The sequence below is a fragment of the Nocardioides acrostichi genome (assembly GCF_015319165.1).
In the GTDB taxonomy this organism is placed as follows: domain Bacteria; phylum Actinomycetota; class Actinomycetes; order Propionibacteriales; family Nocardioidaceae; genus Nocardioides; species Nocardioides acrostichi.
The window spans coordinates 37,692-64,138 of record NZ_JADIVZ010000004.1 but is presented as its reverse complement, the minus strand read 5'-3'; the positions used below and the strand labels follow the sequence as shown (position 1 = coordinate 64,138).

At 70.9% G+C, this 26,447-nt stretch carries 23 protein-coding genes; 16 read left to right on the top strand and 7 right to left on the bottom strand.

Features of this window, described 5'->3' with window-relative positions; translation table 11 throughout:
* Positions 1-8: 8 nt before the first annotated feature.
* The 11 genes from ISG29_RS10150 to ISG29_RS10100 all read left to right on the top strand — a co-directional run bounded on the left by ISG29_RS10150 (position 9) and on the right by ISG29_RS10100 (position 11,170).
* Positions 9-506, top strand: a complete 498-nt coding sequence (locus ISG29_RS10150) for a Rieske (2Fe-2S) protein (protein ID WP_194503313.1) — start codon at positions 9-11, stop codon at positions 504-506.
* Positions 503-2,497, top strand: a complete 1,995-nt coding sequence (gene uvrC, locus ISG29_RS10145) for an excinuclease ABC subunit UvrC (protein ID WP_194503312.1) — start codon at positions 503-505, stop codon at positions 2,495-2,497. Before ISG29_RS10150 ends, uvrC begins: the two co-directional genes overlap by 4 nt.
* On the top strand, positions 2,494-3,360 hold the full coding sequence (rapZ, locus tag ISG29_RS10140) for an RNase adapter RapZ (RefSeq protein WP_194503311.1): 867 nt from the start codon (positions 2,494-2,496) through the stop codon (positions 3,358-3,360). The genes uvrC and rapZ overlap by 4 nt, the downstream gene beginning before the upstream one ends.
* A complete protein-coding gene (locus ISG29_RS10135; protein ID WP_328828697.1) occupies positions 3,353-4,345 on the top strand; it encodes a gluconeogenesis factor YvcK family protein in 993 nt (330 codons plus the stop codon). Before rapZ ends, ISG29_RS10135 begins: the two co-directional genes overlap by 8 nt.
* Positions 4,346-4,366: 21 nt before the next feature.
* A complete protein-coding gene (gene whiA, locus ISG29_RS10130) occupies positions 4,367-5,353 on the top strand; it encodes a DNA-binding protein WhiA (protein ID WP_194503310.1) in 987 nt (328 codons plus the stop codon).
* Between the two features lie 119 nt (positions 5,354-5,472).
* Positions 5,473-6,468 carry a type I glyceraldehyde-3-phosphate dehydrogenase gene (gap, locus tag ISG29_RS10125; protein WP_194503309.1) on the top strand — a complete coding sequence of 332 codons (996 nt, stop codon included), beginning with the start codon at positions 5,473-5,475 and terminating at the stop codon, positions 6,466-6,468.
* A gap of 4 nt (positions 6,469-6,472) precedes the next feature.
* On the top strand, positions 6,473-7,687 hold the full coding sequence (locus ISG29_RS10120) for a phosphoglycerate kinase (protein ID WP_194503308.1): 1,215 nt from the start codon (positions 6,473-6,475) through the stop codon (positions 7,685-7,687).
* A gap of 3 nt (positions 7,688-7,690) precedes the next feature.
* Positions 7,691-8,500: a triose-phosphate isomerase gene (tpiA, locus tag ISG29_RS10115; protein ID WP_235959200.1), complete on the top strand. Its 810-nt coding sequence runs from the start codon at positions 7,691-7,693 to the stop codon at positions 8,498-8,500.
* A 30-nt stretch (positions 8,501-8,530) separates the two neighbouring features.
* Positions 8,531-8,761: a preprotein translocase subunit SecG gene (secG, locus tag ISG29_RS10110; protein ID WP_194503307.1), complete on the top strand. Its 231-nt coding sequence runs from the start codon at positions 8,531-8,533 to the stop codon at positions 8,759-8,761.
* Positions 8,762-8,790: 29 nt separating this feature from the next.
* The gene (locus ISG29_RS10105; RefSeq protein ID WP_328828692.1) at positions 8,791-9,153 is read left to right on the top strand and encodes an RNA polymerase-binding protein RbpA; all 363 of its coding nucleotides are present in this window, start codon (positions 8,791-8,793) and stop codon (positions 9,151-9,153) included.
* A gap of 4 nt (positions 9,154-9,157) precedes the next feature.
* Positions 9,158-11,170, top strand: coding sequence for an ATP-binding protein (locus ISG29_RS10100; RefSeq protein WP_194503306.1), 2,013 nt, complete (start codon positions 9,158-9,160; stop codon positions 11,168-11,170).
* Positions 11,171-11,175: 5 nt separating this feature from the next.
* On the opposite strand, the gene pgl is transcribed toward ISG29_RS10100, so the two are convergent.
* From pgl to tkt, 4 genes are read right to left on the bottom strand one after another with little or no spacing between them, the layout of a single operon-like run.
* Positions 11,176-11,931, bottom strand: a complete 756-nt coding sequence (gene pgl, locus ISG29_RS10095) for a 6-phosphogluconolactonase (protein WP_194503305.1) — start codon at positions 11,929-11,931, stop codon at positions 11,176-11,178.
* A complete protein-coding gene (gene pgi, locus ISG29_RS10090; protein ID WP_194503304.1) occupies positions 11,928-13,535 on the bottom strand; it encodes a glucose-6-phosphate isomerase in 1,608 nt (535 codons plus the stop codon). Before pgi ends, pgl begins: the two co-directional genes overlap by 4 nt.
* Positions 13,532-14,632, bottom strand: a complete 1,101-nt coding sequence (gene tal / locus ISG29_RS10085; protein WP_194503303.1) for a transaldolase — start codon at positions 14,630-14,632, stop codon at positions 13,532-13,534. Before tal ends, pgi begins: the two co-directional genes overlap by 4 nt.
* Positions 14,633-14,644: 12 nt before the next feature.
* Positions 14,645-16,744 carry a transketolase gene (gene tkt / locus ISG29_RS10080; RefSeq protein ID WP_328828689.1) on the bottom strand — a complete coding sequence of 700 codons (2,100 nt, stop codon included), beginning with the start codon at positions 16,742-16,744 and terminating at the stop codon, positions 14,645-14,647.
* Positions 16,745-16,849: 105 nt separating this feature from the next.
* On the opposite strand from tkt, the gene ISG29_RS10075 reads away from it, so the two are divergent.
* From ISG29_RS10075 to ISG29_RS10055, 5 genes are all read left to right on the top strand, one after another.
* Positions 16,850-17,833 carry a heme o synthase gene (locus ISG29_RS10075; protein WP_194503302.1) on the top strand — a complete coding sequence of 328 codons (984 nt, stop codon included), beginning with the start codon at positions 16,850-16,852 and terminating at the stop codon, positions 17,831-17,833.
* Between the two features lie 171 nt (positions 17,834-18,004).
* Entirely contained in the window at positions 18,005-18,865 is an 861-nt protein-coding gene (locus tag ISG29_RS10070; protein ID WP_194503301.1) for a glycosyltransferase family 2 protein, read from the top strand.
* Positions 18,862-20,055, top strand: coding sequence for a glycosyltransferase family 4 protein (locus ISG29_RS10065; RefSeq protein ID WP_207792978.1), 1,194 nt, complete (start codon positions 18,862-18,864; stop codon positions 20,053-20,055). Before ISG29_RS10070 ends, ISG29_RS10065 begins: the two co-directional genes overlap by 4 nt.
* Positions 20,052-22,367, top strand: a complete 2,316-nt coding sequence (locus ISG29_RS10060) for a hypothetical protein (RefSeq protein WP_194503300.1) — start codon at positions 20,052-20,054, stop codon at positions 22,365-22,367. Before ISG29_RS10065 ends, ISG29_RS10060 begins: the two co-directional genes overlap by 4 nt.
* 259 nt (positions 22,368-22,626) lie before the next feature.
* Positions 22,627-23,937, top strand: a complete 1,311-nt coding sequence (locus ISG29_RS10055; protein WP_194503299.1) for a glycosyltransferase family 4 protein — start codon at positions 22,627-22,629, stop codon at positions 23,935-23,937.
* Here the strand turns inward: ISG29_RS10055 and ISG29_RS10050 are convergent.
* From ISG29_RS10050 to ISG29_RS10040, 3 genes are read right to left on the bottom strand one after another with little or no spacing between them, the layout of a single operon-like run.
* Positions 23,906-24,748 (bottom strand): COX15/CtaA family protein, encoded by an 843-nt coding sequence (locus ISG29_RS10050; protein WP_328828684.1) that lies wholly within the window; start codon positions 24,746-24,748, stop codon positions 23,906-23,908. The genes ISG29_RS10055 and ISG29_RS10050 overlap by 32 nt on opposite strands.
* Positions 24,739-25,509, bottom strand: a complete 771-nt coding sequence (locus tag ISG29_RS10045; RefSeq protein WP_194503298.1) for an ABC transporter permease — start codon at positions 25,507-25,509, stop codon at positions 24,739-24,741. The genes ISG29_RS10050 and ISG29_RS10045 overlap by 10 nt, the downstream gene beginning before the upstream one ends.
* Entirely contained in the window at positions 25,506-26,438 is a 933-nt protein-coding gene (locus tag ISG29_RS10040; RefSeq protein ID WP_328828682.1) for an ABC transporter ATP-binding protein, read from the bottom strand. Before ISG29_RS10040 ends, ISG29_RS10045 begins: the two co-directional genes overlap by 4 nt.
* Positions 26,439-26,447 lie beyond the last annotated feature (9 nt).

Below are 26,447 nucleotides of genomic sequence, written 5' to 3'. Positions count from 1 at the left end.
CTCGAACCATGGACCCCGAAGCCCCTCGACCCCGGCCCGTGAACCGTCGTCAAGCCCTCTCCGGCCTAGCGGGAGCCGGCCTCGCCCTGCCTCTGCTCGCCGCCTGCGGTTCGGGTGGCGACGAGTCTGCGAGCGACTCGACTCCCACCGGTATGACCACCTCGGACTCCTCGGGCTCCTCCGGCTCGTCTGACTCCTCCGGCAGCGACGGCAGTGACGGCACGGCGCTGGTGAGCGCCTCCGACGTGCCGGTCGGCAGCGGCGTGATCCTCTCCGATCCAGGCGTGGTCGTCACGCAGCCGACCGAGGGTGACTTCAAGGCGTTCTCGGTCACCTGTACCCACCAGGGGTGCCCGGTCACCAGCATCTCCTCGGACGGCATCGTGTGTCCCTGCCACGGGTCCGTCTTCGCCATCAGCGACGGTGCGCCCACCGCCGGCCCAGCGCCCTCTGCGTTGGCGAGTGTGGCCATCGACGTCAAGGACGGGGAGATCAGCACCGCGTGAGTCGTCGCGACCCGCTCTCCTACCGGCCCGCCCCGGGCTCGATCCCGACGAGCCCGGGCGTGTACCGGTTCCGCGACCCGAACCGTCGCGTGGTCTACGTGGGCAAGGCGAAGAACCTGCGGGCCCGGCTCTCGTCGTACTTCCAAGACGTCGCTCACCTGCACCCGCGAACCGCCACGATGGTCACCACAGCCGCGTCGGTGGAGTGGACGGTCGTCAACACCGAGGTCGAGGCGCTCCAGCTGGAGTACTCCTGGATCAAGGAGTTCGACCCGCGGTTCAACGTCAAGTACCGCGACGACAAGTCCTACCCGTGGCTGGCGGTCACGCTCGGCGAGGAGTTCCCGCGGGTCATGGTCGGCCGCGGGGCCAAGCGTCGCGGTACGAAGTACTTCGGCCCCTACTCGCACGCCTGGGCGATTCGCGAGACCGTCGACATCTTGCTGCGCGTCTTCCCGATGCGCTCCTGCAGCAACGGTGTCTTCAAGCGGTCGGCCCAGATCGGCCGACCCTGCCTGCTGGGCTACATCGACAAGTGCTCGGCCCCCTGCGTCGGCAACGTCGACGCCGACGAGCACCGCGAGATCGTCGAGGACTTCTGCGAGTTCATGGCGGGGCGGACCCGCCCGTTCATCCGGCGCATCGAGCAGCAGATGTACGCCGCCTCCGACGCCCTCGACTTCGAGCGCGCGGCTCGGCTGCGTGACGATCTCGGCGCCATGAATCGGGCGCTGGAGAAGCAGGCCGTCGTGCTCGGCGACGGTGCCGACGCCGATGTGGTCGCTCTGGCAGAGGATCCGCTCGAGGTCGCCGTCCAGGTGTTCCATGTGCGGGGTGGTCGCATCCGCGGCCAGCGTGGGTGGGTGGCCGATCGGATGGACGACGGCGAGACCGCCGAGCTCGTCGAGGACTTCTTGCTCCAGCTCTACGGCGGCACGCACGCCGACGACCGCGACTCCATCCCGCGCGAGATCCTGGTGCCCGCGCTCCCGCCCGAGCCGGCGACCATCGAGGAGCTCCTCAGCGACCTGCGCGGCAGCCGGGTCCAGGTGCGGGTGCCGCAGCGCGGTGACAAACGCACCCTCATCGAGACCGTCGCCCAGAACGCCTCGCAGTCCTTGGCGTTGCACAAGACCAAGCGGGCCAGCGACCTCACCACGCGCAACCGGGCGCTGGAGGAGATCGCCGACGCCCTCGACCTCGACGACGTCCCGCTGCGCATCGAGTGCTTCGACATCTCCAATCTCCAGGGCACGGAGGTGGTGGCCTCCATGGTCGTCTTCGAGGACGGCTTGCCACGCAAGGGGGAGTACCGCAAGTTCGTCATCAAGGGTGTCGACGGTCAAAACGACGTCGCATCGATGCACGAGGTCATCACGCGGCGGTTCAAGCGGCTGCTCGACGAGCAGGTCCGCTCGGAGTCGGTCGAGACGGAGTCCGGCCCGATGCTGGTCGACCCGGAGACCGGACGCCCCCGCAAGTTCGCCTACGTGCCGGGCCTCGTCGTGGTCGACGGCGGCCCGCCGCAGGTGGCTGCGGCCCAGCAGGCACTCGAGGAGCTGGGCATCGACGACGTCCCGGTGTGCGGCCTGGCCAAGCGGCTCGAGGAGGTCTGGGTTCCCCGGGAGGAGGATCCGGTCATCCTCGCGCGCAGCAGCGAGGGTCTCTACCTCCTCCAGCGGGTCCGCGACGAGGCGCACCGGTTCGCGATCACCCACCACCGCAACCGGCGCTCGAAGTCGATGGTCGAGTCCGTGCTCGACGACGTGCCGGGGTTGGGGGAGGTGCGCCGCAAGACGCTCCTCAAGCACTTCGGGTCGCTGAAGAAGCTGCGCGGGGCCGACGTCGACGACATCGCGGCCGTGCCGGGCATCGGTCCACGCACGGCCGCTGCCATCAAGACCGCGGTCTCTCCGGTCTCCGGCGACGAGGCAGGGCAAGATGCTCCCGTGATCGTGAACACCGCCACCGGAGAGGTGCTCGAGCCATGAGTGAGCAGACCGGTCCGCTCGTCGTTGTCACGGGCATGACCGGCGCCGGTCGCAGCACGGCGGCCAAGGAGCTGGAGGATCTGGGCTTCTTCGTCGTCGACAACCTGCCGCCGTCCCTACTGCGCGACGTCGTCCGCCTGGTCGACGGATCCCGCGGACCCCGCCAGCCCGTGGCTGTCGTGGTCGACGTGCGGTCGGGATCCTTCTTCGAGTCGCTCCAGGTCACCCTGGCCGAGGGGATCGAGGGCCGCCAGAGCACGCTGCTGTTCCTCGAGAGCAGTGACGAGGTACTCGTCCGCCGCCAGGAGGCCGCGCGGCGTCCGCACCCGCTCCAGGGCACCGGACGCCTGCTCGACGGGCTCCAACGCGAGCGCGCCGTGCTCGCCGACCTGCGTGGTGAGGCCGACCTCGTCATCGACACCACCGCCTTGAACGTGCACCAACTCACGGCTCGCATCAGGGAGGCCTTCGGATCCGAGGAGTCCACTCGGCTGCGCATCCGGGTCATCAGCTTCGGCTTCAAGTACGGCATCCCCGTCGATGCCGACTTCATGGCCGACATGCGCTTCCTGCCGAACCCGCACTGGATCCCGGAGCTGCGCCCGGGCACGGGGCGAGACCCCGAGGTGTCGGCCTACGTGCTCTCCCAACCCGGCGCGGCGGAGTTCCTCGACGGCTACCTCCCGGTGCTGCGGGGCGTCACCGACGGCTACGCGCGGGAGGGCAAGCGCTTCATGCGCGTGGCCATCGGCTGCACGGGCGGCAAGCACCGCAGCGTCGCGATGACCGAGGAGATCGCCCGCCGTCTGGTCGACGACGGGTTCCACGCGACCACGACCCACCGGGATCTCGGGCGTGAGTGATCGAGCTCAAGCGGTCGTGGCGCTGGGTGGGGGACACGGCCTGCACGCCTCGCTGCGTGCGCTGCGCCTGCTGGTCGACGATCTCGTCGTCGACCAGCTCACGGCCGTCGTCACGGTCGCGGACAACGGCGGCTCCTCGGGCCGGCTGCGCGGCGAGTTCGGCGTACTCCCACCCGGGGATCTCCGCATGGCGCTGGCGGCGCTGTGTCACGAGGACCACTGGGGCACGACCTGGGAGGCCGTGCTCCAGCACCGCTTCGCCGGGCAGGGCGAGATGAACGGGCACGTGGTCGGCAACCTGCTCATCGTGGCGCTGTGGGAGAAGCTCGGCGACCACGTCGCCGCCCTCGACATGGTCGGCCGCCTGCTCGGTGCCAAGGGCCGGGTGCTGCCCATGGCCCTGACGCCGATGGACATCCACGCCCGCGTCCGGGGCGCGGTGCGCCATCGACCCGACCTCGTCACGGAGGTGCGCGGTCAGGTCGAGGTGGCCACGACCGACGGCGTGATCGAGAGCGTCGCCCTCGACCCCAGCGACCCCCCGGTCAGTCGCGAGGCACTGGCCGCGATCGCCGATGCCGATTGGTTGGTGCTGGGTCCGGGGTCGTGGTTCAGCTCGGTGATCCCGCACGTCCTCGTGCCCGTGCTGCGTCGTGCCCTGGTCGACTCGCCGGCTCGGGTGGTGGTGGTGCTGAACCTCGAGGAGCAGCCGGGGGAGACGGTCGGGTTCGGCGCGGCCGACCACCTCGCGGTGCTGCTCCAGCACGCGCCCGACCTGCGCATCGACGCCGTGCTGGTCGATTCCGGCACGCTGGCAGGTGAGCCCGACGACGGTCGCCGCCTGCACGAAGTGGTGGACGCCGCGGGTGCCCGCCTCGTGGTCGCGGCGCTGCGGGCCGACGACGGCAGCGCCCGGCACGACGCTCGAGCGCTCGCGGCGGCGTACGAGCGGATCGTGGTGTCGAGCGACGACGGGGGTCGTTGACTCGCGTGCGAGGATCGCCTCATGGCGATGACGGCTCAGGTGAAGGCGGAGCTAGCTAACACCCCCATCACGAAACCCTGCTGCCGCAAGGCGGAGGTCGCCTCGACCCTCCGGTTCGCCGGCGGCCTGCACATCGTCGGCGGGCGGATCGTGGTCGAGGCCGAGCTCGACACCGGCGCGGCCGCACGGCGGCTGCGGCGCGACGTCGCCGACGTCTTCAACGCGGCCTCCGACGTGGTGATGGTGCAGGGCAACGGCATCCGCAAGGGCAGCCGCTACATCGTCCGCATCGCGCGCGACGGCGAGGCCCTCGCGCGTCAGACCGGGCTGCTCGACCAGCGCGGCCGACCGGTGCGCGGCCTGCCGCCGGCCGTGGTGTCCGCGGCCCCGTGCGACGCCGTCGCGGCGTGGCGGGGAGCCTTCCTGGCCCACGGGTCGCTGACCGAACCGGGCCGCTCCTCCTCGATGGAGATCACCTGCCCGGGCTCGGAGGCGGCGCTCGCACTCGTCGGTGTGGCCCGTCGTCTGGGCATCTCGGCCAAGGCCCGCGAGGTACGCGGCGTCGACCGTGTCGTCATCCGCGACGGCGACGCGATCGGTCAGCTCCTGACCCGCCTGGGCGCGCACGAGTCGCTCATGGCCTGGGAGGAGCGGCGGATGCGGCGCGAGGTCCGCGCCACCGCCAACCGCCTCGCGAACTTCGACGACGCCAACCTGCGTCGCTCCGCTCGCGCCGCAGTGGCGGCCGGGGCCCGGGTCGAGCGCGCGCTCGAGATCCTCGCCGAGGAGGTGCCCGACCACCTCAAGCAAGCGGGATCGCTGCGGCTCGAACACAAGCAGGCATCCCTGGAGGAGCTGGGGCAGCTGCACGAGCCGGCACTGACCAAGGACGCCATCGCCGGCCGGATCCGCCGACTGCTCGCGATGGCCGACAAGCGCGCGGCCGATCTCGGCATCCCCGACACCGAGGCGTCGATCACCGCGGAGATGTTGGCCGACGAGGGCTGAGACCCCCTCCCGACCCGGGCCGCCCGGCGGCTAGGGTGTGGCGCGTCGGCGCGACTGAACGCCCCGGCATCCGATCGAGGCGGGCGACCGAACGCCCACCACCGAGACCAGGAGACATCATGACCGTGCGCGTAGGCATCAACGGATTCGGCCGGATCGGCCGCAACTTCTTCCGGGCCGTCCAGGCCTCCGGCTCCGACGTCGAGATCGTCGGCATCAACGACCTCACCGCGAACTCTGTGCTCGCCCACCTGCTCAAGTACGACTCGATCCTCGGCGTGATGGCCGACGAGGTCGAGGCCACCGACGACGCGATCATCGTGGGTGGCAAGGAGATCAAGGTCTCCTCGGAGCGTGAGCCGGGCAACCTCGGCTGGGGCGACCTCGGCGTCGACGTCGTCGTCGAGTCCACCGGCTTCTTCACCGACGCCACGAAGGCCAAGGCGCACGTCGATGCCGGTGCCAAGAAGGTCATCATCTCGGCGCCCGCCTCGAACGAGGACATCACCATCGTGATGGGCGTCAACCACGAGCTCTACGACCCGGCCGCGCACACCGTCATCTCGAACGCGTCCTGCACCACCAACTGCCTCGCGCCCATGGCCAAGGCCCTCTACGACGCCGTCGGCATCAACAAGGGTCTGATGACCACGGTGCACGCCTACACCGCCGACCAGAACCTCCAGGACAACATCCACAAGGATCTGCGTCGGGCCCGCGCGGCCGCGCTCAACATCGTCCCGACCTCCACCGGTGCCGCGAAGGCGATCGGCCTGGTGCTGCCCGAGCTCAAGGGCAAGCTCGACGGCTACGCCCTGCGCGTGCCCACCCCGACCGGGTCGCTGACCGACCTCTCCTTCGAGGCCGGCAAGGAGACCTCCGTCGAGGAGGTCAACGCCGCGGTCCAGGCCGCCGCCGACGGCAAGATCCTCAAGTACTCCACCGCGCCGATCGTCTCCTCCGACATCGTCACCGACTCCGCCTCCTGCGTCTTCGACGCACCGCTCACCAAGGTCATCGGCAACCAGGTCAAGGTCGCCGGCTGGTACGACAACGAGTGGGGCTACTCCAACCGTCTCGTCGACCTCATCGACTTCGTCGGCGCGAGCCTCTGAGTCGATGGGGGAGTACACCGGCCTCGCCCAGCTGATCGAGCAGGGCGTCGGGGGCAAGCGGGTACTGGTCCGCTCCGATCTGAACGTGCCCCTGGACGGCGACCGGATCACCGACGACGGCCGCATCCGGGCGAGCGTGCCGACGATCCGCGCCCTGGCCGAGGCCGGTGCGCGGGTCGTCGTCGCCGCCCACCTCGGTCGGCCGAAGGGTGCGCCCGAGGACCGGTACTCCCTGCGGCCCGTGGCCACGCGCCTGGGTGAGCTGCTGGAGGCCGACGTCGCGTTCGCGACCGACACCGTCGGCGCCTCTGCCCAGGAGATCGTCGCGGGTCTCGACGACGGCGGCGTCGCGGTCCTCGAGAACGTGCGCTTCAACCCCGGCGAGACCAGCAAGGACGACGCCGAGCGCGGCGCGTTCGCCGACGAGCTCGCGGCACTGGCCGATGCCTTCGTCTCCGACGGGTTCGGCGTCGTGCACCGCAAGCAGGCGAGCGTGTACGACGTCGCGACTCGGCTGCCGCACGCCATGGGTGGCCTGGTCTCGGCTGAGCTCGAGGTGCTGAAGCGGCTCACCGAGTCTCCAGAGCGGCCCTACGTGGTGGTGCTCGGCGGGTCCAAGGTCTCCGACAAGCTCGGCGTCATCGACAACCTGCTCGACACGTGCGACAAGCTCCTGATCGGCGGCGGGATGGTCTTCACGTTCCTGGCCGCCCAGGGTCACGAGGTCGGCGCCTCCCTGCTCGAGAAGGACCAGCTCGACACCTGCCGTGACTACCTGGCGCGAGCCGAGGAGCTCGGCGTGCAGATCCTGCTGCCGGGCGACCTCGTCGTCGACACGACGTTCCCGTCCGGCGACAGCTCGCCGAACCCCCAGGTGGTGCCGGCCGACCAGATTCCTGGCGACGCCATGGGTCTCGACATCGGACCCGCTTCCGGCGCCGACTTCGCCGCTGCGCTCGCGGACGCCCGCACGGTGTTCTGGAACGGCCCGATGGGCGTGTTCGAGGTGCCCGAGTTCGCCGACGGCACGCGCGCCGTCGCGGACGCGCTCACGCGGGTCGACGGCCTCTCGGTCGTGGGCGGCGGCGACTCGGCGGCTGCGGTGCGCACGCTGGGCTTCGACGAGGCGGCATTCGGTCACATCTCGACCGGCGGCGGCGCCAGCCTGGAGTACCTGGAGGGCAAGACCCTCCCCGGCATCGACGTCCTGGAGGGTTGAGAGATGGCGAGCAGGCCCGGCGGCCACGGCCGCACCCCGCTGATGGCGGGCAACTGGAAGATGAACCTGAACCACCAGGAGGCGGTGGTCCTGGTCCAGAAGCTGGCCTGGACCCTCTCGGACAAGAAGCACGACTACGGCAAGGTCGAGGTCGTCGTGGTGCCGCCCTTCACCGACCTGCGCTCGGTGCAGACCCTCGTCGACGGCGACCGGCTGGCCATCAAGTACGGCGCCCAGGACGTCTCCACGCAGGACTCCGGCGCCTACACCGGTGAGGTGTCGGCGGCCATGCTCGCGAAGCTGGGCTGCTCCTACGTCGTGGTCGGACACTCCGAGCGTCGCGAGTACCACGCCGAGACCGACGAGGTCGTCAACACCAAGGCGCACCAGGCGCTCGACGCCGGCATGACGCCGATCGTCTGCGTGGGCGAGGGGCTCGAGGTGCGCCAAGCCGGCGAGCACGTCGCCCACACCCTCACCCAGGTCGAGGGCTCGCTCGCAGGGTTCAGCGCGGAGCAGGTCTCGGGCCTGGTCATCGCCTACGAGCCCGTGTGGGCGATCGGCACCGGCGAGGTGGCCACGCCCGATGACGCCCAGGAGGTGTGCGCAGCGATCCGGGGTCGTATCGGTGAGCTGCACGGCGACGCGGCGTCAGCGGGCGTGCGCATCCTCTACGGCGGCTCGGTCAAGGCCGCCAACGTGGCCGGCATCATGGCCCGGGCCGACGTCGACGGAGCACTGGTCGGGGGCGCGAGCCTCCAGGCCGACGAGTTCGGCGGCGTGTGCCGGTTCTACGACATGCCGGTCCTCTGAGACCGCCCCGGATCACGTAGGCTCCTTCTCGTGGAACTGCTCTTCACCATCATCCTCGTCATCACCAGCCTGCTGATGATCCTGCTCGTCCTGCTGCACAAGGGCCGCGGCGGCGGCCTCTCCGACATGTTCGGCGGTGGGGTCTCGAGCTCCCTGGGTGGCTCCTCGGTGGCCGAGCGCAACCTCGACCGACTCACCATCGGCATCGGTGGCATCTGGTTCGCCACCGTCATCGCCATGGGCCTGCTGCTCGCCTACTGACCAACGGACCCACGAGAGGGGCACACGACGTGGCTACTGGAGGAGGCCAGGCGATCCGGGGCAGCCGGATCGGTTCCGGGCCCATGGGTGAGCACGAGCGCGGCGAGACCGCGCCGCGCCAGACGGTGACCTACTTCTGCTCCCAGGAGCACCGCTCCGTCATCGCGTTCTCGGTCGAGGCCGAGGTGCCCGGCTCGTGGGACTGCCCCAAGTGCGGTCTTCCCGCCAGTCTCGACTGCGAGAACCCGCCGCCGGCGCCCAAGATCGAGCCCTACAAGACGCACCTTGCCTACGTGAAGGAGCGTCGTTCCGACCAGGAGGCGGCTGTCATCCTCGACGAGGCGCTCTCCACCCTGCGCTCTCGTCGCAAGTCCGGCGACCTCATCTTCTGATCCGTTGTCCCGCGCCCGGCTTCCGAATCTCGGATGGCTCGTCGTCGGATACGGCATCACCGTTCTGCTCGGCCGTCTCACGGTCGGTGGACCCGGGACGCTCAGCCTGGTCTGGCCGGCTGCCGGTGTGGCGGCGGCCTGGTTCTGGTCGCTCACGCCGGTGGCGTCGCGTCGGCGCATCCTGATCGACTATGTCGCGCTCGCCGGCATCACGTTCATCGTTCTCCTCGCCACCGCCGCGACCTGGACCATGGCCCTCGACCGCGCGCTGGGTGCCGTGCTCCAGTTCCTGGTGATGGTCGAGGTACTGCGCCGGACGGCGACGAGCCGGGATGCGCTCGGGCGCCCGGTCATGGCCAACCTGGCCGACCTCGGACGGCTCACTGCAGTCGCCGCAGTCGGGGCGCTCGTCAACACGCTGGTCGCGCTCGTCGTCCTCCTGCCCGACGGAGAGGTCGCCTGGTCCGACGCCGTCAACCTCTGGACCCGTCAGGTCGCCGGCGTCGTGTGCCTGGGGCTGCCGCTCCTGGTGCTGTGGCATGGCGACGACCGTTCCCGGCGGTCGGGCCGGTTCGGCCTGATGGCGGTCGGTGCCACCTCGGCCGTCGTGTTCGGTGCGGCGTTCTGGTGGTTCTCGGGGACCCCGCTCGGTTACGCACTGCTGGTGCCCTCCATCGCGGCGGGCACCCTGCTCCGACCCGCCGGTGCCGCAGCGCACGGGGTGATCTCGGCGACCGCCGCGGTGTGCTTCACCCTCGCGGGCTCCGGACCCTTCTCACGCGCGCTGGCGGGGGAGGCCTACACCTCGATTGCCCAGCTCTGCGCCATGCTGATCGTCGTCACCGGTCTGAGTCTCTCGTTGGTGCGAGCCGAGAGCCGGCAGTTGGCCGACCGGCTGGCCGAGCGGGCCCGCGACAGCGAGGTCCGCCTCGACGAGGTGTCGACGATCATCGAGACGGTGCACGACGGCATCGTCGTGATCAAGCAGGACGGCTCCGTGCCTTTGGCCAACCCGGCCGGTCTCCAACTCGTCGGTGCGGCGCTCGCCGAGCAGGACGAGTCTCCTGCTGCCGGGTCATACCGCACCTTCCACGCGGACGGCCGGCCCCTCACGCGCGACGACCGGCCCTCGCTCCTGGCCATGCGCACGGGGGAGGTGGTGGTCCAGACGGTGACCCAGCGTGCCGACGGGCGGCCCGATCGAGTGCTGCGCGTGATCGCGACCCCCATCGACGGACCTGCCGAGGATCCGCAGCGCCGCGTCGTCGTGGTCCTGACCGACGTGACCCTGGTCGACGAGGAGCGTCGCAGTCTGGCGTCCTTCGCAGGCATCGTGGCGCACGACCTGCTCAACCCCATCGGTGTCGTGGACGGGTGGGCCGAGGCTCTCCAAGAGGCCTTCGAGGACCACGGCGTGGTGACCTCCGACGTCGGAAGCCCGATGGTCGAGAGGGTGCGCCGCAGTGCCCGCTCGATGCAGCACTTCGTCCAGGATCTGCTGGCCTTCACCACGGCACGCGATCGGGCGATCGAGCCCCGGCCCGTCGACCTCTCGCTGCTGGTGGGAGAGCTGGCCGCGCTGCGGCGCGACGTCACCCCCGCCGCGGGAGGTCCGGCCATCGAGGTGTCACCGCTGCCCCGGGTGTTCGTCGACCCGTTCCTCATGCGTCAGCTCTTCGACAACCTGCTGGGCAACGCCGTCAAGTACGTCGCCCCCGGCACCGTGCCCCACGTGTGCGTCGACTCGGTCCCGGGGCCTGCGGGTTTTGCGACCCTGCGGGTCACCGACAACGGCATCGGCATCCCCGAGGGCGAGCGGGACAAGGTGTTCGACGAGTTCCAGCGATTGCAGCCCGAGGGCTACTCCGGCACCGGACTCGGCCTGGCCATCTGCCGCCGCATCATCGAGCGGCACGGTGGGCACATCTGGGTCGAGTCCGCCCCCGACCAACCGGGGTCGCGGTTCGCGTTCGACCTACCGTTGACGGCGTCCTCGCTGGCCGCCAGTCCGGGGTAGGGATCTCAGAGTCGGGAGGCGGCGGCCCGGTCGAGGAACCAGACGGTCTCCTGGACGCCGTGGACGCCGACCGCGGGGGTGGTCTCGCGCCGAGTCGCCAGGTCACCGTCAGTGGCGTCGGCGCCGAGAGTGCGAGCCACGGCGTCGGCCTTGCCCTCGCCACTGACCAGGAACCACACCGCACGGGAGCGGTCGAAGGCCTCGTAGGTGAGGGACACCCTCTCGGGTGGCGGCTTGGGGGAGTCGTGCACGGCGATGGCGATCCGGTCCGTCGCGCGCAGTCCCGCGTGCCCGGGGAAGAGGGAGGCGAGGTGCCCGTCGGGTCCGAGCCCGAACATCAAGACCTCGAACTCGCCGGCGCCGTGCTCCCTGATCGCGGCGCTGTAGATGTCGGCGGCCTCCTCGGCGGTGGGACACTCCCCGCTCGACGCAACCTCGTGTACCCGATGCCGTGGGATGCCGAGGGGGTCGATGAAGGCGGCTCGTGCCTGCGCTGCGTTGCGCTCCGGCGAGCCGGCCTCGACGAACCGCTCGTCACCCCACCAGATCACCACCCGCGACCAGTCGACACCCGACGCCGGACCGAGCCGGGCGACCTCGCGGTGGATCGCCTCGGCGATGGTGCCGCCGGTGAGACCGAGGTTCGGTTCCCGGCCCGCGGCCTGCGCCTCCACCAGTCGCTCCAGCAGGGCGCCGGCGACGGTGGTGGCCAGGGTGTCGGCGTCGGGATGCACCTCGACGCGAGGCTCGGGGCGGGTCATCGCCGGCTCCGGTAGTACTCGATGAGGGAACGTGTGGAGGAGTCCTGCGCGGCGAGCGTCTCGGCGTCGCCGGCGACGGCGGAGCCGAGCTCCTGGGCCAGCTTCTTGCCGAGTTCGACGCCCCACTGGTCGAAGCTGTCGATGCCCCACACGGCACCCTGGGTGAAGGTGATGTGCTCGTAGAGCGCGATCAGCTGCCCGAGGACCGAAGGCGTGAGCGCCGGCGCCATGATCGAGGTGGTGGGCCGGTTGCCGGTGAACACCCGCGCGGGGTTCTCGTGGTCCTGCCCGAACGCCAGGGCTTGGGTCTGCGCGAAGAAGTTGGCGAGGAACAGCTCGTGCACGTCTTGGTCGCCGTCGGTCAACGGGTAGGCGGGCTCCGCGAAGGCGATGAAGTCGGCCGGGATCAGCCGGGTGCCCTGGTGGATGAGCTGATAGAAGGCGTGCTGCCCGTTGGTGCCGGGTTCGCCCCAGAACACCTCGCCGGTGTCGGTCGTGACCGCCGACCCGTCCCAGCGCACGCCCTTGCCGTTGGACTCCATCGTCAGTTGCTGCAGGTAGGCCGGGAACCGGTGCAGCAGCTGGGAGTAGGGCAGGACCGCGTGGGTCTGGGCGTCGAGCAGGTCGGTGTACCAGACGTTGAGCAGCCCCATCAGCAAGGGCACGTTCCGCTCTGCAGGCGCGGTGCGGAAGTGTTCGTCCATGGCGTGCATGCCGGCCAGGAAGTCGGCGAACCGATCGGGACCGATCGCGACGACGAGCGACGTACCGATGGCGGAGTCGATCGAGTAGCGCCCCCCGACCCAGTCCCAGAAGCCGAACGCGTTGGCCGGGTCGATGCCGAAGTCCTCGACCTTGTCCAGCGCCGTCGACACGGCGACGAAGTGCTTGCGCACGGCCTCTCCGGCGTCGGACGACGCCAGACCGTCGAGCAGCCATGACCGGCACAGGCGGGCGTTGGTGAGCGTCTCGAGCGTGCCGAAGGTCTTGCTCGAGACGATGAACAGCGTGGTCTCTGGGTCGAGTCCCTCGAGGGTCGTGGCGGCGTCGGTGGGGTCGATGTTGGAGATGAACCGGCAGGCGGGCCCGTCGGCGTGGGGGCGCAGCGCCTCGTAGGCCATCACCGGCCCGAGGTCGGAGCCGCCGATGCCGATGTTCACCACGGTGGCGATCGGTCGACCGGTGACACCGGTCCACTCGCCCGATCGCACGGAGCGCGCGAACTCGTACACCCGGCCCAGTACCTCGTGCACGTCGGCCACGACGTCCTGCCCGTCGACCTCCAGCGAGGCCGTCACCGGCAGCCGCAGCGCGGTGTGCAGCACGGCACGGTCCTCGGTGACGTTGACGTGCTCACCGGCAAACATCGCCTCGCGCCTCTCGGCGACTCCGGCGGCGGCGGCGATCTCGAGCAGATCATCGAGCAGGGCGGCGTCGAGGAGGTTCTTCGACAAGTCGACGAACAGATCGGCTGCCTCGAACGAGAACCGCTCGGCGCGCCCCGGGTCGTCGTCGAACCACGCACGCAGGTCGGGGGAGAAGCCGTCCGCCCGGTCTCGCAACCGTCCCCAGGCTCCGAGCTCCGTGGGGTCGACGGGGGTCACGCCTGGGCGTCCATCTGCTGCTGCACGGTGTCCACCAGCTCAGACCACGACTTCTTGAACTTGTCGACGCCCTCGGTCTCGAGCACGACCAGCACGTCGTCCCAGTCGACGCCGGCTGCCACGACCGCGTCGAGCACGCCCCGCGCCTCCTCGCCACGACCCGACACCTCGTCGCCCGTCACCTCGCCGTGGTCGGCGAAAGCCTCGAGCGTCTTCTCCGGCATGGTGTTGACGGTGTCGGCGCCGACGAGATCCGCTACGTAGAGGGTGTCGGGGTAGTCGGGGTTCTTCACCCCGGTGGAAGCCCACAGCGGACGCTGAGCGTTGGCCCCCGCCTCCGCGAGGATCTTCCACCGGTCGGAGGCCATCACCTCGGCGAACGCGGCGTAGGCGACCCGCGCGTTCGCCACGGCGGCCTTGCCGCGCAGGGTCAGGGCGTCGCCACCGATCTCCTCGAGGCGGGAGTCGACCTCGGAGTCGACGCGCGAGACGAAGAACGACGCCACGGAGCGGATCGCGGAGAGATCCAGGCCCGCGTCGCGGGCCTGCTCGAGACCCGTGAGGTAGGCGTCCATCACCTCGCGGTACCGGCCCTCGCCGAAGATGAGGGTGACATTGACGCTGATCCCCTCGGCGATCGCGGCGGTGATCGCCGGAAGGCCCTCGAGGGTCGCCGGGATCTTGATCAGCGCGTTGGGGCGGTCGACGGCCTTCCACAGCGAGCGGGCCGAGGCGATGGTGCGCTCGGTGTCGTTGGCGAGGTCGGGCTCGACCTCGATCGACACCCGGCCGTCGTCGGCCGTGCGCGCCGCCACCGGAGCGAGCACATCGCAGGCGTTGCGGACATCCTCGGTGGTGAGCTCGAAGATCACCCGGTCGACGGGCTCGCCGTCGCTCACGAGCTTCTTGACCTGCTCGTCGTAGCGCTCGCCGTCGCTGATGGCGCCGGCGAAGATCGTCGGGTTGGTGGTGACCCCCACCACGGACTTCTGCTCGACCATCTCGGCGAGGTTGCCTGTCTCGATGCGCTCTCGGGAGAGGTCGTCGAGCCAGATCGAGACGCCCGCGTCGGCCAGGGCCTGGAGTCGGTCAGTCATGGTGTCCTCCTCTTAGGACGCTGCTCGGATGCTGTCGCGGGCCGCGTCGGCCACGGCCTGCGCGGTGATCCCGAACTCCTGATAGAGCCGGGCGTAGTCGGCGGAGGCGCCGTAGTGCTCGATGGAGACGATGCGGCCGGCGTCACCGACGACCTCGCGCCAGCCCATCGCAATGCCGGCCTCGACGCTGACCCGCGCCTTCACGGTCGGCGGCAGGACGGAGTCGCGGTAGGCGGCGTCCTGGGCGTCGAACCACTCACGACACGGCATCGAGACGACGCGCGCGGCGATGCCGTCGGCGGCCAGGGCCTCACGGGCCTCGACGGCCAGCTGCACCTCCGAGCCGGTGCCGACCAGGACGACGTCGGGCGTGCCCTCGGTGTCCACGAGGACGTAGCCGCCCCTGGCCGCCTCTGAGGCCTCGCCCCAGTGCGCCCCGTCGAGCGTGCCCCGGGGGAACACCGGCAGATCCTGCCGCGAGAGAGCCAGACCCGCGGGCCGGTCGTGGTGCTCGATGATCGCCTGCCAGCAGGCGGCGGTCTCGTTGGCATCGGCCGGTCGGACGACGTCGAGCCCCGGGATGGCGCGCAGCGCGGCGAGGTGCTCGATGGGCTGGTGGGTCGGACCGTCCTCGCCGAGACCGATGGAGTCGTGGGTCCACACGTAGGTGACGGGCAACTTCATCAGGGCCGCCAGCCGGACGGCGGGGCGCATGTAGTCGGAGAACGTCAAGAAGGTGCCGCCGAACACGCGGGTGCCGCTGTGCAGGGCGATGCCGTTCATGATCGAGCCCATCGCGTGCTCGCGGATGCCGAAGTGCAGCACCCGGCCCCGGTAGGGATCGCCCGCGAACTTCTTGCTCGACCGGTCGGTCGGCAAGAAGGACTCGGCGTCGTCGATGGTGGTGTTGTTGGAGCCGGCGAGGTCGGCGGAGCCGCCCCAGAGTTCGGGCAGGCTCGCGGCGAGGGCGTTGATGGCGGCGCCGGAGGCCTTGCGGGTCGCGACGCCCTTGCCGGGCTCCCAGGTGGGCAGCCCCTCGGACCAGCCGTCGGGCAGCGTGCGGGCGTTGAGACGCATCAGCAGGTCGAACTTGTCGGGGTTCGCCTCGCGCCACGCCTGGAGGCCGACGTCCCACGCGTCGCCCGCCTCGGATCCGCGCCGGGCCAGGTCACGGGTGTGCTCGAGCACACCGTCGGGCACCTCGAAGCTGCGCTCGGGGTCGAACCCGAGCACCTCCTTGGTGGCCGCCACCTCGTCGTCGCCGAGCGCCGAGCCGTGCGCCCCGCCGGTGTTCTGGGCGTTCGGCGCCGGCCAGGCGATGATGGTGCGCAGCCGGATGAAGCTGGGCCGGTCGGTCACTGCCTGCGCGGCCGAGATGGCCTCCCAGAGGGCCGGGATGTCCTCGTGGTAGCTGCCCCCGGCAGTCCAGTCGATCGTCTGCACGTGCCAGCCGTACGCCTCGTAACGCGCGGCGGTGTCCTCGGACAGTGCGATCGAGGTGTCGTCCTCGATCGAGATCTGGTTGTCGTCGTAGATCAGTGTCAGGTTGCCCAGCCGCTGGGTGCCGGCCAGGGAAGACGCCTCGCCGCTGATGCCCTCCTCGATGTCACCGTCGCTGGCCAGGCAGTACACCTGGTGGTCGAAGGGGGAGGCGCCCTCGGCGGCGTCGGGGTCGAGCATGCCGCGCAGCCGGCGCCCGGCCATCGCCATGCCGACCGCGTTGCCGACGCCCTGACCCAGGGGGCCGGTGGTCGTCTCGACACCGGCGGTGTGTCCGTGCTCGGGGTGACCGGGCGTCTTGGAGTCCCAGGTGCGCAGCGCCTCGAGGTCGGCCAACTCGAGGCCGAACCCGCCGAGGAAGAGCTGGAGGTAGAGGGTCAGGGAGGAGTGTCCGCAGGAGAGCACGAAGCGGTCACGGGCGATCCAGCTCGGGTCGGCCGGGTCGTGACGCATGACCTTTTGGAAGAGCAGGTAGGCGACGGGAGCCAGGCTCATCGCGGTGCCCGGGTGGCCGTTGCCCACCTTCTGCACGGCGTCCATGGCCAGCACGCGCGCCGTGTCGACGGCCTTCGCGTCGAGATCGGTCCAGTCAAGCTGCTGGCTCGTGCTCACGAAAAGTGTTCCTTCCAGGCAAGGTCTACCGGTCGATTCCGACCCTACTCTCGCCCCGGCGTAGACTCCCCGCGCCCACCCCTTCGAACCCCCCGGGAACCCCACGTGACCCACGCCGGCCCGGCTGCCACCGAGCAGCCCGCGACCGAGGGACACGCGACCGGGGCGGTCGGACGACGCACCGCCTCGGCGGCGGACCGGGTCCGGGCGCGTGACGTGGTGGCCGCCTACGTGGGGCTGACCAAGCCTCGCGTGATCGAACTGCTGCTCCTCACGACGGTCCCGATGATGTTCTTCGCGGCCCGGGGCGTCCCGGCCCTGGGGCTGGTGGTCGCCACCGTGGTGGGCGGTACCTTCTCGGCGGGATCCGCTTCGGTCTTCAACTGCGTCTACGACCGCGACATCGACGAGCAGATGCGCCGCACCCGGCGCCGCGCTCTGCCCCGCCACATCGTCGGCCCACGCTCGGCGCTCGTGTTCGGGGCGGTACTGGGCGTGCTCTCGGTGGTGGTCCTCCTGGTGTGGGTCAACCCCCTCTCCGCGGCGCTCGCGGTGGGCGCCGAGGCGTTCTACGTGTTCGGCTACACGATGGTGCTCAAGCGCCGCACGACCCAGAACATCGTCTGGGGCGGCCTCGCGGGGTGCTTCCCGGCCCTGATCGGTTGGACGGCGGTGACCGGCTCGCTGGCCTGGACGCCCGTGGTGCTGTTCCTGGTCGTGTTCTTCTGGACGCCGCCGCACACGTGGGCGCTGGCGCTGCGCTACCGCGAGGACTATGCCCAGGTCGACGTGCCGATGCTGCCCGCCGTGGCTCCGGCGCGCACCGTGACGCGGCAGATCCTCGCCTACTCCTATGTCATGGTGGCGACGTCCTTGGTGCTGTGGCCGGTGGCCGGCACCGGAGTGCTCTACCCGGTGGCCGCGGGTGTCCTGGGTGCCGTGTTCTTGGTGCAGGCCCACGCCCTCGCGCGTCGCGCCACCCGCACCGACGAGTTGAGCGTGCTGGCGCCGATGCGCCTCTTCCACTCCTCGAACCTCTACTTGAGCCTGCTGTTCGTGGCCGTGGCGCTGGACCCGCTGTTCTCCTGATGTGATCCGTCTCTCGGAAATCTTGCGGATTCCTACGGCAAGGACGGGTGTAAGCCTGAGAACGACGGGGCAAGGTAGCCGTCGACAAGGCGAATCGCTACTCTGGGGCAGAAGCCAGAACACCTGGCTGTGGAAGCGATTCTGCGCTCCACACAATATGGGGGGTAACACATGACCGCGCACCGGCGGTCCGATTCGGCGTACCGCCACAAGGCCGTTCGTCCATCGGATCCACGCATCAGCATCGTCGTACCGACGCTCAACGAGGCACGGAACCTCGAGGTCGTCCTACCGGAGTTGCCGCACGCGCACCCCGGTGTCCACGAGATCATCGTGGTCGACGGGGGATCGGTCGACGACACCGTCGAGACCGCTCGTCGCATCCTGCCCGAGGCCCGCATCCTCACCCAGGCCCGACGGGGCAAGGGCAACGCCATGGCCACCGGCTTCGCCGAGGTCACCGGCGACATCGTCGTCATGTTCGACGCCGACGGCTCCGCCGACCCGGCCGAGATCCCGTCCTTCGTCAAGGCGCTCACGGACGGCGCCGACTTCGCGAAGGGCAGTCGGTTCTGCGTCGGCGGGGGCAGCGCCGACATCACGCTGATCCGAGGCACCGGCAACAAGTTCCTCAACACGGTGATGAACAAGTCCTTCGGCACCGCATTCAGCGACCTCTGCTACGGCTACAACGCCTTCTGGGCCGACATGCTGCACGTGCTCGACCTGCCGGAGCACACCGGTTCCGGCCCGGCCGACGGGGCGATGCTCTGGGGCGACGGCTTCGAGATCGAGACCGTCATCGCCTGCCGCTTCGCCGCCTCGCAGGGCCTCATCGCCGAGGTGCCCAGCGTCGAGCGTGAGCGGATCTTCGGTGACAGCAACCTGCATGCCGTCAGCGACGGCTTCCGGGTGCTGCGCACGGTCCGCACGGAGTGGCAGCGTGCCCGCGACGGTCTCGCAGTGCTGGCCCGGTCGGCCGAGACCCGGGTGAACCCGACCGCCGACAACGTGGTACGAATCGCCTCATGACCGGGTCGGCTCGTTCCTCCCGGAGCGAGCCGGCTCGCTCCCGGTCCGGCAAGCCGCCGCGGGTCACGATGGTGGCCCACCGGTGCTTCCCCGAGATCGGTGGCGTCGAGTCGCACGTCGAGGAGGTCGCCGGCCGTCTCGCGGCCCGCGGCTACGAGCTCGAGGTGCTGACGACCGACCGGTCGGGGTCGCTGCCGCGCACGGAGCGGGTGCCGGCCGGTGACCGGTCCTACGTCGTCCGGCGCTACCGCGCATTCCCGAGGGAGCGCGACTGGTACGTCAGCCCGGGTCTGTTCTGGGCGCTGCTGACCGGTCGGCACCGACTCGTCCACGTGCAGGGCGTGCACACCTTGGTTCCACCTCTCGCGATGCTGGCCGCCTGGCTGCGCCGCGTGCCCTACCTGCTCACCTTCCACTCCGGTGGCCACTCCAGTGCCTTCCGGGAGCGCTCGCGCGGCATGCAGTGGAGACTCCTCGCCCCGCTGCTGCGTCGCGCCTCGGCCCTCGTCGGGGTGTCCCTCTACGAACGACGACGGTTCAACGCGGCGATCGGCGACGACCCGGAGGACGGCCGGATCCAGCTGGTCCGCAACGGCGGCTCGCTGCCCGCGCTGAGCATCGCCCCGGAGCCGGATCTCGATCTGGTCGTCAGCATCGGCCGACTCGAGCGCTACAAGGGGCACCACCGTGCCATCGAGGCGCTGCCCGTGTTGGCGCGCACCCGACCCGGCATCCGCCTGGAGATCCTCGGCAGCGGCGCGTACGAGTCCGAGCTCCTGGCCCTCGCCGAGAGACTGGGGGTCTCGGACCGCGTGTCGATCCGTTTCATCCCACCACCCGACCGGGCCGAGATGGCGCGGTCGCTGGCGAAGGCCGGTGTCGTCGTCCTGCTCAGCGACTACGAGGCGCACCCGGTCTCGGTGATGGAGGCGCTCGTCGTCGGGCGACCGGTCGTGGTGGCCCTCACCTCGGGCCTCACCGAGTTGACCGAGCTCGACTGGGCACGTGGCGTCGACCTCGGGCCGTCCGGTGAGGGCGACCCCGAGCAGATCGCTGCCGCCCTCGCCGAACAGCTCGAGAGCCCACTCCTTCCGGACGTCGCCGAGCTTCCGACCTGGGAGGGGTGCGTGTCGGCGCTGGAGGACGTCTACGCCCGGCTCGCCGACCCGGGTCGGAGGCTGCCCGCGTGAGCACCGGGTCGCCCACCGTCCCGAGACCCCGCACGCCGGCCGCGCTGCTGAGGGTCTGGGCCCGGTCGGCCCCCATCGGCACGGCCACGCTCGTCGCCACCGTCTTCCTGCTCGTCCAGGTCGTCGGCTACGCCTACGGGTGGGCGGGCCGCACGGGCGTCGCCATCGCGCTGTTCTACGTCGGGCTGATCGGGCTGGTGCTGCCGTTCGCACGCCTGCTCACGGCGGCCGGGCTGTCCGGACGCACACGGCTGTTGGGGTCGCTGGTCTACACCCAGCTGTTCTACCTCTCGTGGATGCTCAAGTCGCCCGTGCTGGCGACCGCCTTCGACGAGACGCTGCACGTGCAGACCCTGCTCTCCCTGGTCGACGGCGACGGCTTCTTCACCGCCAACACGATGCTCCCGATCAGTCCGCACTATCCGGGCCTGGAGCTGGTGGCCGCCGGCCTGGTCTGGGTGACCGGCCTGCCGCTCATGCTGTGTCAGATCCTCACGGTGATGCTCTCGCGCACCGTCTTCGTGCTCGCGCTGTTCTGGCTCGGCTCGCGCATCGGGCGCTCCAGCCGGGTGGGCGGCCTGGTCGTCCTGCTCTACAGCGCGAGTTCGCAGTTCTACTTCTTCAACGCGATGTTCTCCTACCAGACCCTGGCGATCTCGATGCTGGTGGCGACCCTGGCGCTGGTGCTGCAGGCGGCCGACGCCGAGCAGCGGCGCGCCCGCTTCCTCCTCACGATCGCCCAGCTGTGCCTGGCCACGCTCGCCCTCACCCACCACCTCACCAACTGGCTCACCCTGGGCGCGTTGTGGGTGCTCGCCGGGCTGTTCCGGGCCGGGGGAGAGCAGCACCGGGCACGGATCCTGCTGGTCACGGCCGAGATCGGCACGGCCGCCGCTGCCGCCTGGACCACCGTCATCGCCCCGCTGCTCGTCGGCTACCTGGGCCCGATCTTCGACGCCACGAACCAGGAGCTCGTGTCGCTCCTGACGGGCGACAGCTCGGGCAGCCGGCAGCTGTTCACCGACAGCGCCGGTCAGGCGACCCCGCTGTGGGAGATCGGCGTGATGTTCGCCGCCATCGCGTTGTGGTGCCTGCTGCTGGTCCCGGCGACCCTCGGCGCGATGCGTGGCACGACCGTCAACCGCACCAGCAGCCGCTACCTGCTCGTCGGGTTGTCGGCCGTGTTCCCGCTGCTGTTCGTCATCCGGGTCTTCCCGACCGCGGCGCAGGTGGGGGAGCGAGCGTTCACCTTCGTCACGCTGGCTCTGGCGCTGCTCGTGGCCCTGTGGCTCGCGCCGCGGCTGGAACGACTGCGCGACGTCGTCGTGCCCGGCGTGCTGCTGCTCGTGGTCGGCGGCGTGCTGCTCGGTGGCGGGCAGGACTGGCAGAAGGTCCCCGGCCCATTCCTGCCGGGAGCCGAGGCGCGCTCGGTCGACGCGACGACGGTGGCGTTCGCGCAGTGGACGGCTCGCTACCTGCCCACCGGCTCGCGCACCGCCGCCGACCTGACGCTGAGCCGGGTGATGCCGGACTTCGGGCCGATCTCCCCGGTCACCGTGTCGGCGGGCGACGACAACATGGCCCAGATCTTCGTGGCGCCGCGCATCGACGACGACGTCATCGACCTGCTCCAGCGCAACCAGGTCGACTTCGTCATCGTCGACACCCGCATCATCGACAAGACCGCCTACTCCACCTACTACGACGCCGGCAGCGACTTCGGCGAGGGCGGCGTCAAGCCGTCGCGGCAGATGCTGCTCAAGTTCAGCGGACTGCCCGGGGTCAAGGTGGTGCTGGACGGCACGATCAAGGTCTACGACGTGCGAGCCCTGCGCGGTGAGCCGGAGACCTTCGTCGATCGCGGCCCCGTCGGCATGCCGGGCACCTGGCACCCGGGGCAGGTCGCGGCCCTGGTGCTCCTGGTGGGCGCCACCGTGATCCTGCGGCGGCGCCAGGTCGTGAGTGCCTTGCGCCGTACCGACGGTCGTCACCTCTGGCTGGCCTGCGCCCTGGTGCCGGCCTCCCTGGTCGTCGGGGTGGTCGCGGCGGCGACGGGCTGTCGTCCGCTGCCGGGCAGCATCGTGCTGACCGTGGGCCTGGGTGCACTGTTGTGGGTGGCCCGCCGTCGGGGCAGGGCCCCCGAGGAACGGCCGTGGCCGACGACGGCGAGCGAAGCCTCGGCTGGCGGGGGTCGTCTCACGGCCGCGCTCCTGGGCGGAGCCGGCCTCCTGCTCGCGGTCGCCGTCGTGGTGGCCGTGATGGCCTCCTGGCACGGCCTGCACGCCGCTGCGGTGCTCCCCGCGCCGGGCTGAGCCGCGCTGGCCGGTCTGGACAGGTCGCGGACGGTCTCGCGGGGCGCTGTTACCGTGGAGGTAGACCGTGGGGGGCGCGGTCCGGACCGAATGTCTCTGCTCCGGAAGGTTCCCTCGGTGTTCCTGCTCCGACCCCAGCACGGCGCCACGTGCCGATGCGGCCACAGTGGAGCGGCGCACGAGCACTATCGTCGAGGCTCTGACTGCGCGCTGTGCGCGTGCGAGAAGATGAGCACGACGTTGCGAGGCAGGAGTAGAGATGCAGCAAGCGACCGGCGGCCTCGACTCGGCTAGGCCCTCGTCGACGCGCTCCTTGAGCGTCCTGCTGCTCGCTCAGTTCTACCCTCCGGTGATCGGGGGCGAGGAACGGCACGTGCGCAACCTCGCGGTCGCGCTGGCGGCTCGTGGGCTCGACGTGCACGTCGCCACCCTCGGCACCGACTTCGGGGAGCCCCAGCGCGACCCGGGCGTGACCGTGCACGAACTCGACAGTGTAGGTCGCAAGGTGCCCGCGCTCTATCCGACCGCGGACCGACCGCTGTCGCTGCCCGTGCCCGACCCCATCACGACGCGTGCGCTGGCGCGGGTGCGCCGCGAGGTGCAGCCCGATGTCGTGCACTCGCACAACTGGCTGGTGAACTCGTGGCTGGCACTGCCCTCGGCATATCGCACCCCGCTGGTGCACTCGTTGCACGACTACTCCCACGTGTGCGCGACCAAGCGCCTGGTCTTCGCCGACGACGTGTGCCCGGGTCCGACGCCGAGGCGGTGCATCCCCTGCGTCGACCAGCACTACGGCCGCGGTCGCGGCCAGGTCATCTGGGGCATGGTGCGGGCCGGCATCGGGGTGCGTGAGCGGGCCGTCGACCTCTTCACCCCGGTCTCCTCCTTCGTGGCCCGGGCGAACCGGCTCCAAGAGGCCGGTGTCGCCTGGCGCACCGTGCCCAACTTCGTGCCGGACGACCTGACGGCCCGCCCGCGCGGCGACCGGCTGCCCGGGCTTCCCGCCGGCGAGTTCTTGTTCTTCGCTGGTGACCTGAGTCGGCAAAAGGGCGTGCACACGCTGGTGCGGGCGTGGCGTCGGATCAAGCAGCTGCACGGCGAGGACGCACCCGACCTGGTGCTGGCCGGCCGCCCGGCCGACGGGCTCGAGGGCGTGCCGGAGACGGCCGCCGACGGGCTCCACGTGCATCACTACTGGGACCACGAGAACGTCGTGAACGCCTTCCAGCACTGCGTGGCGGCGGTCCTCCCGAGCGAGTGGCCAGACCCGTGCCCGACCACAGTGCTCGAGGCGATGGCGCTGGGGTCGGCGCTCGTGACGACGCAGCAGGGCGGCATCGCCGACATGGTGACCGGCGAGGAGTCGGCGCTCGTGGTGCGGCCCGGCTCGGTCGACGACATCGTCGAGGCCGTCGGTAGGCTGCGCGCCGACGACGGGCTGCGGCGTCGCCTCGCGGCGCAGGCGAGCGTCGAGGTCGGTGACTTCCTGCAGGGGCAGGTGGCCGAGGATCTCCACGGCATCTACGAGGAATTGGCTACCCGGCGCTCGGCGGGTGCCGCACGCTGAGCAACAGCCAGGTGACGGCGGCCGACGTCAGGGCCGCGCCCAACACGTGGAGGCCGACCAGCACCTCGGGCAGCCCGGTGAAGTACTGCACGAAGCCGACGGCGCCCTGCCCGATCTCGACCCCGACGAGCGCCCAGGCCGCGCGCGCGGGACGCATCACGAGCATGGCCACGCTCAGGCCGACGAGCAGGAACACCGCGTCGGCGTGCAACTGGCTGAGCTGGAGCGGGTCGAGCCCGTTGCGCGGCGCCTGAGCGTCGCCGGCGTGGGGACCGGACCCGGTGACCACGGTGCCGAGGTACAGCACGATCCACGCGGCGGCGAACGTCGCCCAGGCCAACACGACGGTCGGCCCCCGCTCGGCGGGGACGGGCCGGTCGAGCACCTGGAGGAAGCGCACCGAGAGGCCGATCATCGCCAGCGACAGCAGCAGGTGCAGCGAGACGATCCACGGGTTGAGGTCCGTGAGCACGGTGATGCCACCGATGACCGCCTGCAGCGGGATGCCCAGGGCGAGCACGACCGAAAGGACGCGCAGGTCGCGGCGTCCGGTACGCCACGCGGCCACGACCGTCACCACCGCGACGGCGACGAGCACGAACGTCAGCATCCGGTTGCCGAACTCGATGGCCGAGTGGTAGCTCAGTGAACCGTGCGGCGTGAAACCCTCGTCGGTGCACCGCGGCCAGGTGGGACACCCCAGCCCCGACCCGGTCAGTCGCACGGCGCCGCCGGTGACGACGATGCCGATGTTGGCGGCCAGGGAGGCCCGGCCGGCCCATCGCGCCGCACGCGCGGTGTCTACTCCCACGTGAACGTCCTCGCCGTCAGGGCCGTGCCCAGTGCGGTCCAGCCGAGCAGCACGAGGGCCGGCAGGACGGCGACGTGCCCGTCGAGCAGGGCCGCGCGCAACCCGTCGCCGAGGGCCCCCGAGGGCAGCCACTGCACGACGGAGCCGAAGCTGCCGTACGCGCTGCGGGGGAGTACCACCGCCCCACCGGCCATGAGCAGCAGGTAGACGAGATTGGCGGCCGCGAGCGTGGCCTCGGCTCGGAGCGCGCCGGCGACGAAGAGGCCGAGCGAGGCGAAGGCCGCCGTTCCGAGCAGCGCCGTGAGCAGCGCGCCCACGACCGCGCCCGGGCCGCCCTGCGGATTCCAGCCGAGAGCCAGCGCGACACCGCCGACGACGAGTGCTTGGAGCACCTCGACCGCGAGCAGGGCCAGCACCTTGCCGCCGAGCAGACCCGAGCGGGGCAGAGGCGAGGCGCCGAGGCGCTTGATGACGCCGTAGCGTCGCTCGAAGCCGGTGGCGATCGCGAGCGAGGTGAACGAGGTCGACATCACGGCCAGCGCGAGCACGCCGGGGGTGAACATGTCGACGGCCGGATCCGAGAACGAGAGGCCGACCCGTTCGGACCCGGCGACCCCGCCGACGAGCACCACGACGGGGATCACGACGGCGAGCAGCAACTGCTCGCCGTTGCGCAGCAGGAGCCGGGTCTCCATCAGGGCCTGGGCGGCGATCATCCGGTGCAGAGGAGCCGCGCCCGGCTGCGGGGTGAAGGTGCTCATACGGCCAGCTCGCGTCCGGTGAGATCCAAGAACACGTCCTCCAGGCTGCGGGTGCCCAGGTGCAGCGACTCGGGCAACACGCCCTGTTCCTCGCACCACCGTGAGACCCGCGCGAGAGTGCTGGCGTCCGCCGGGCCCGTCACCACCAGGCTCAGTTCGTCGATGAGCCGGACGACGACGTCGGGGCCGAGCGCGGCGGTGAGCGATGCCGGCGCGCCGGGCGGGAAGGGTCGGGTGACCACGAGCCGGATCGTCGACACCTGGCTGCCCCGCGTCAGCTCGGTCGGTGACCCGCTGGCCACGAGGCGGCCCCGGTCGATGATGTGCACGGTGTCGGCGAGCTGTTCGGCCTCGTCCATGTAGTGCGTGGTGAGCACCACGGTGACGCCGTCGCGACGCACCTCCTCGAGCAGCGCCCACGTGTCGCGGCGCGCCTGCGGATCCATGCCGGCCGTGGGCTCGTCGACGAACACGAGCTCGGGGCGGCCCACGACCGCCATGGCCAGCCCGAGACGCTGTTGCTGGCCGCCGGAGAGCCGACGGTAGGGCGTGCGTCCGCAGTCGGCGAGACCGAGCCGCTCGACGAGGAGGTCGACGTCGACGGGGTGGGCGTGCAGCGAGGCGACGTGCCGCAGCATCTCGACGGCCCGGGCGCCGCTCCAGGCGCCGCTGCCCTGCAGCATCACGCCGATGCGCGGCAGCAGCGCGCGCCGGTCGCGCACCGGGTCGAGGCCGAGCACCCGCACGGTGCCGGACTGGGGGCGCCGATAGCCCTCGCAGGTCTCGAGCGTCGTGGTCTTGCCGGCCCCGTTCGGGCCGAGCACCGCGGTGATGCTGCCGCGGGCCACCTCGAGGGAGAGACCGTCGAGGGCGACCTTGTCGCCGTAGCGCATGGCGAGGTCGATCACCTGCACCGCTGCACCATCCACGCCAGGAAG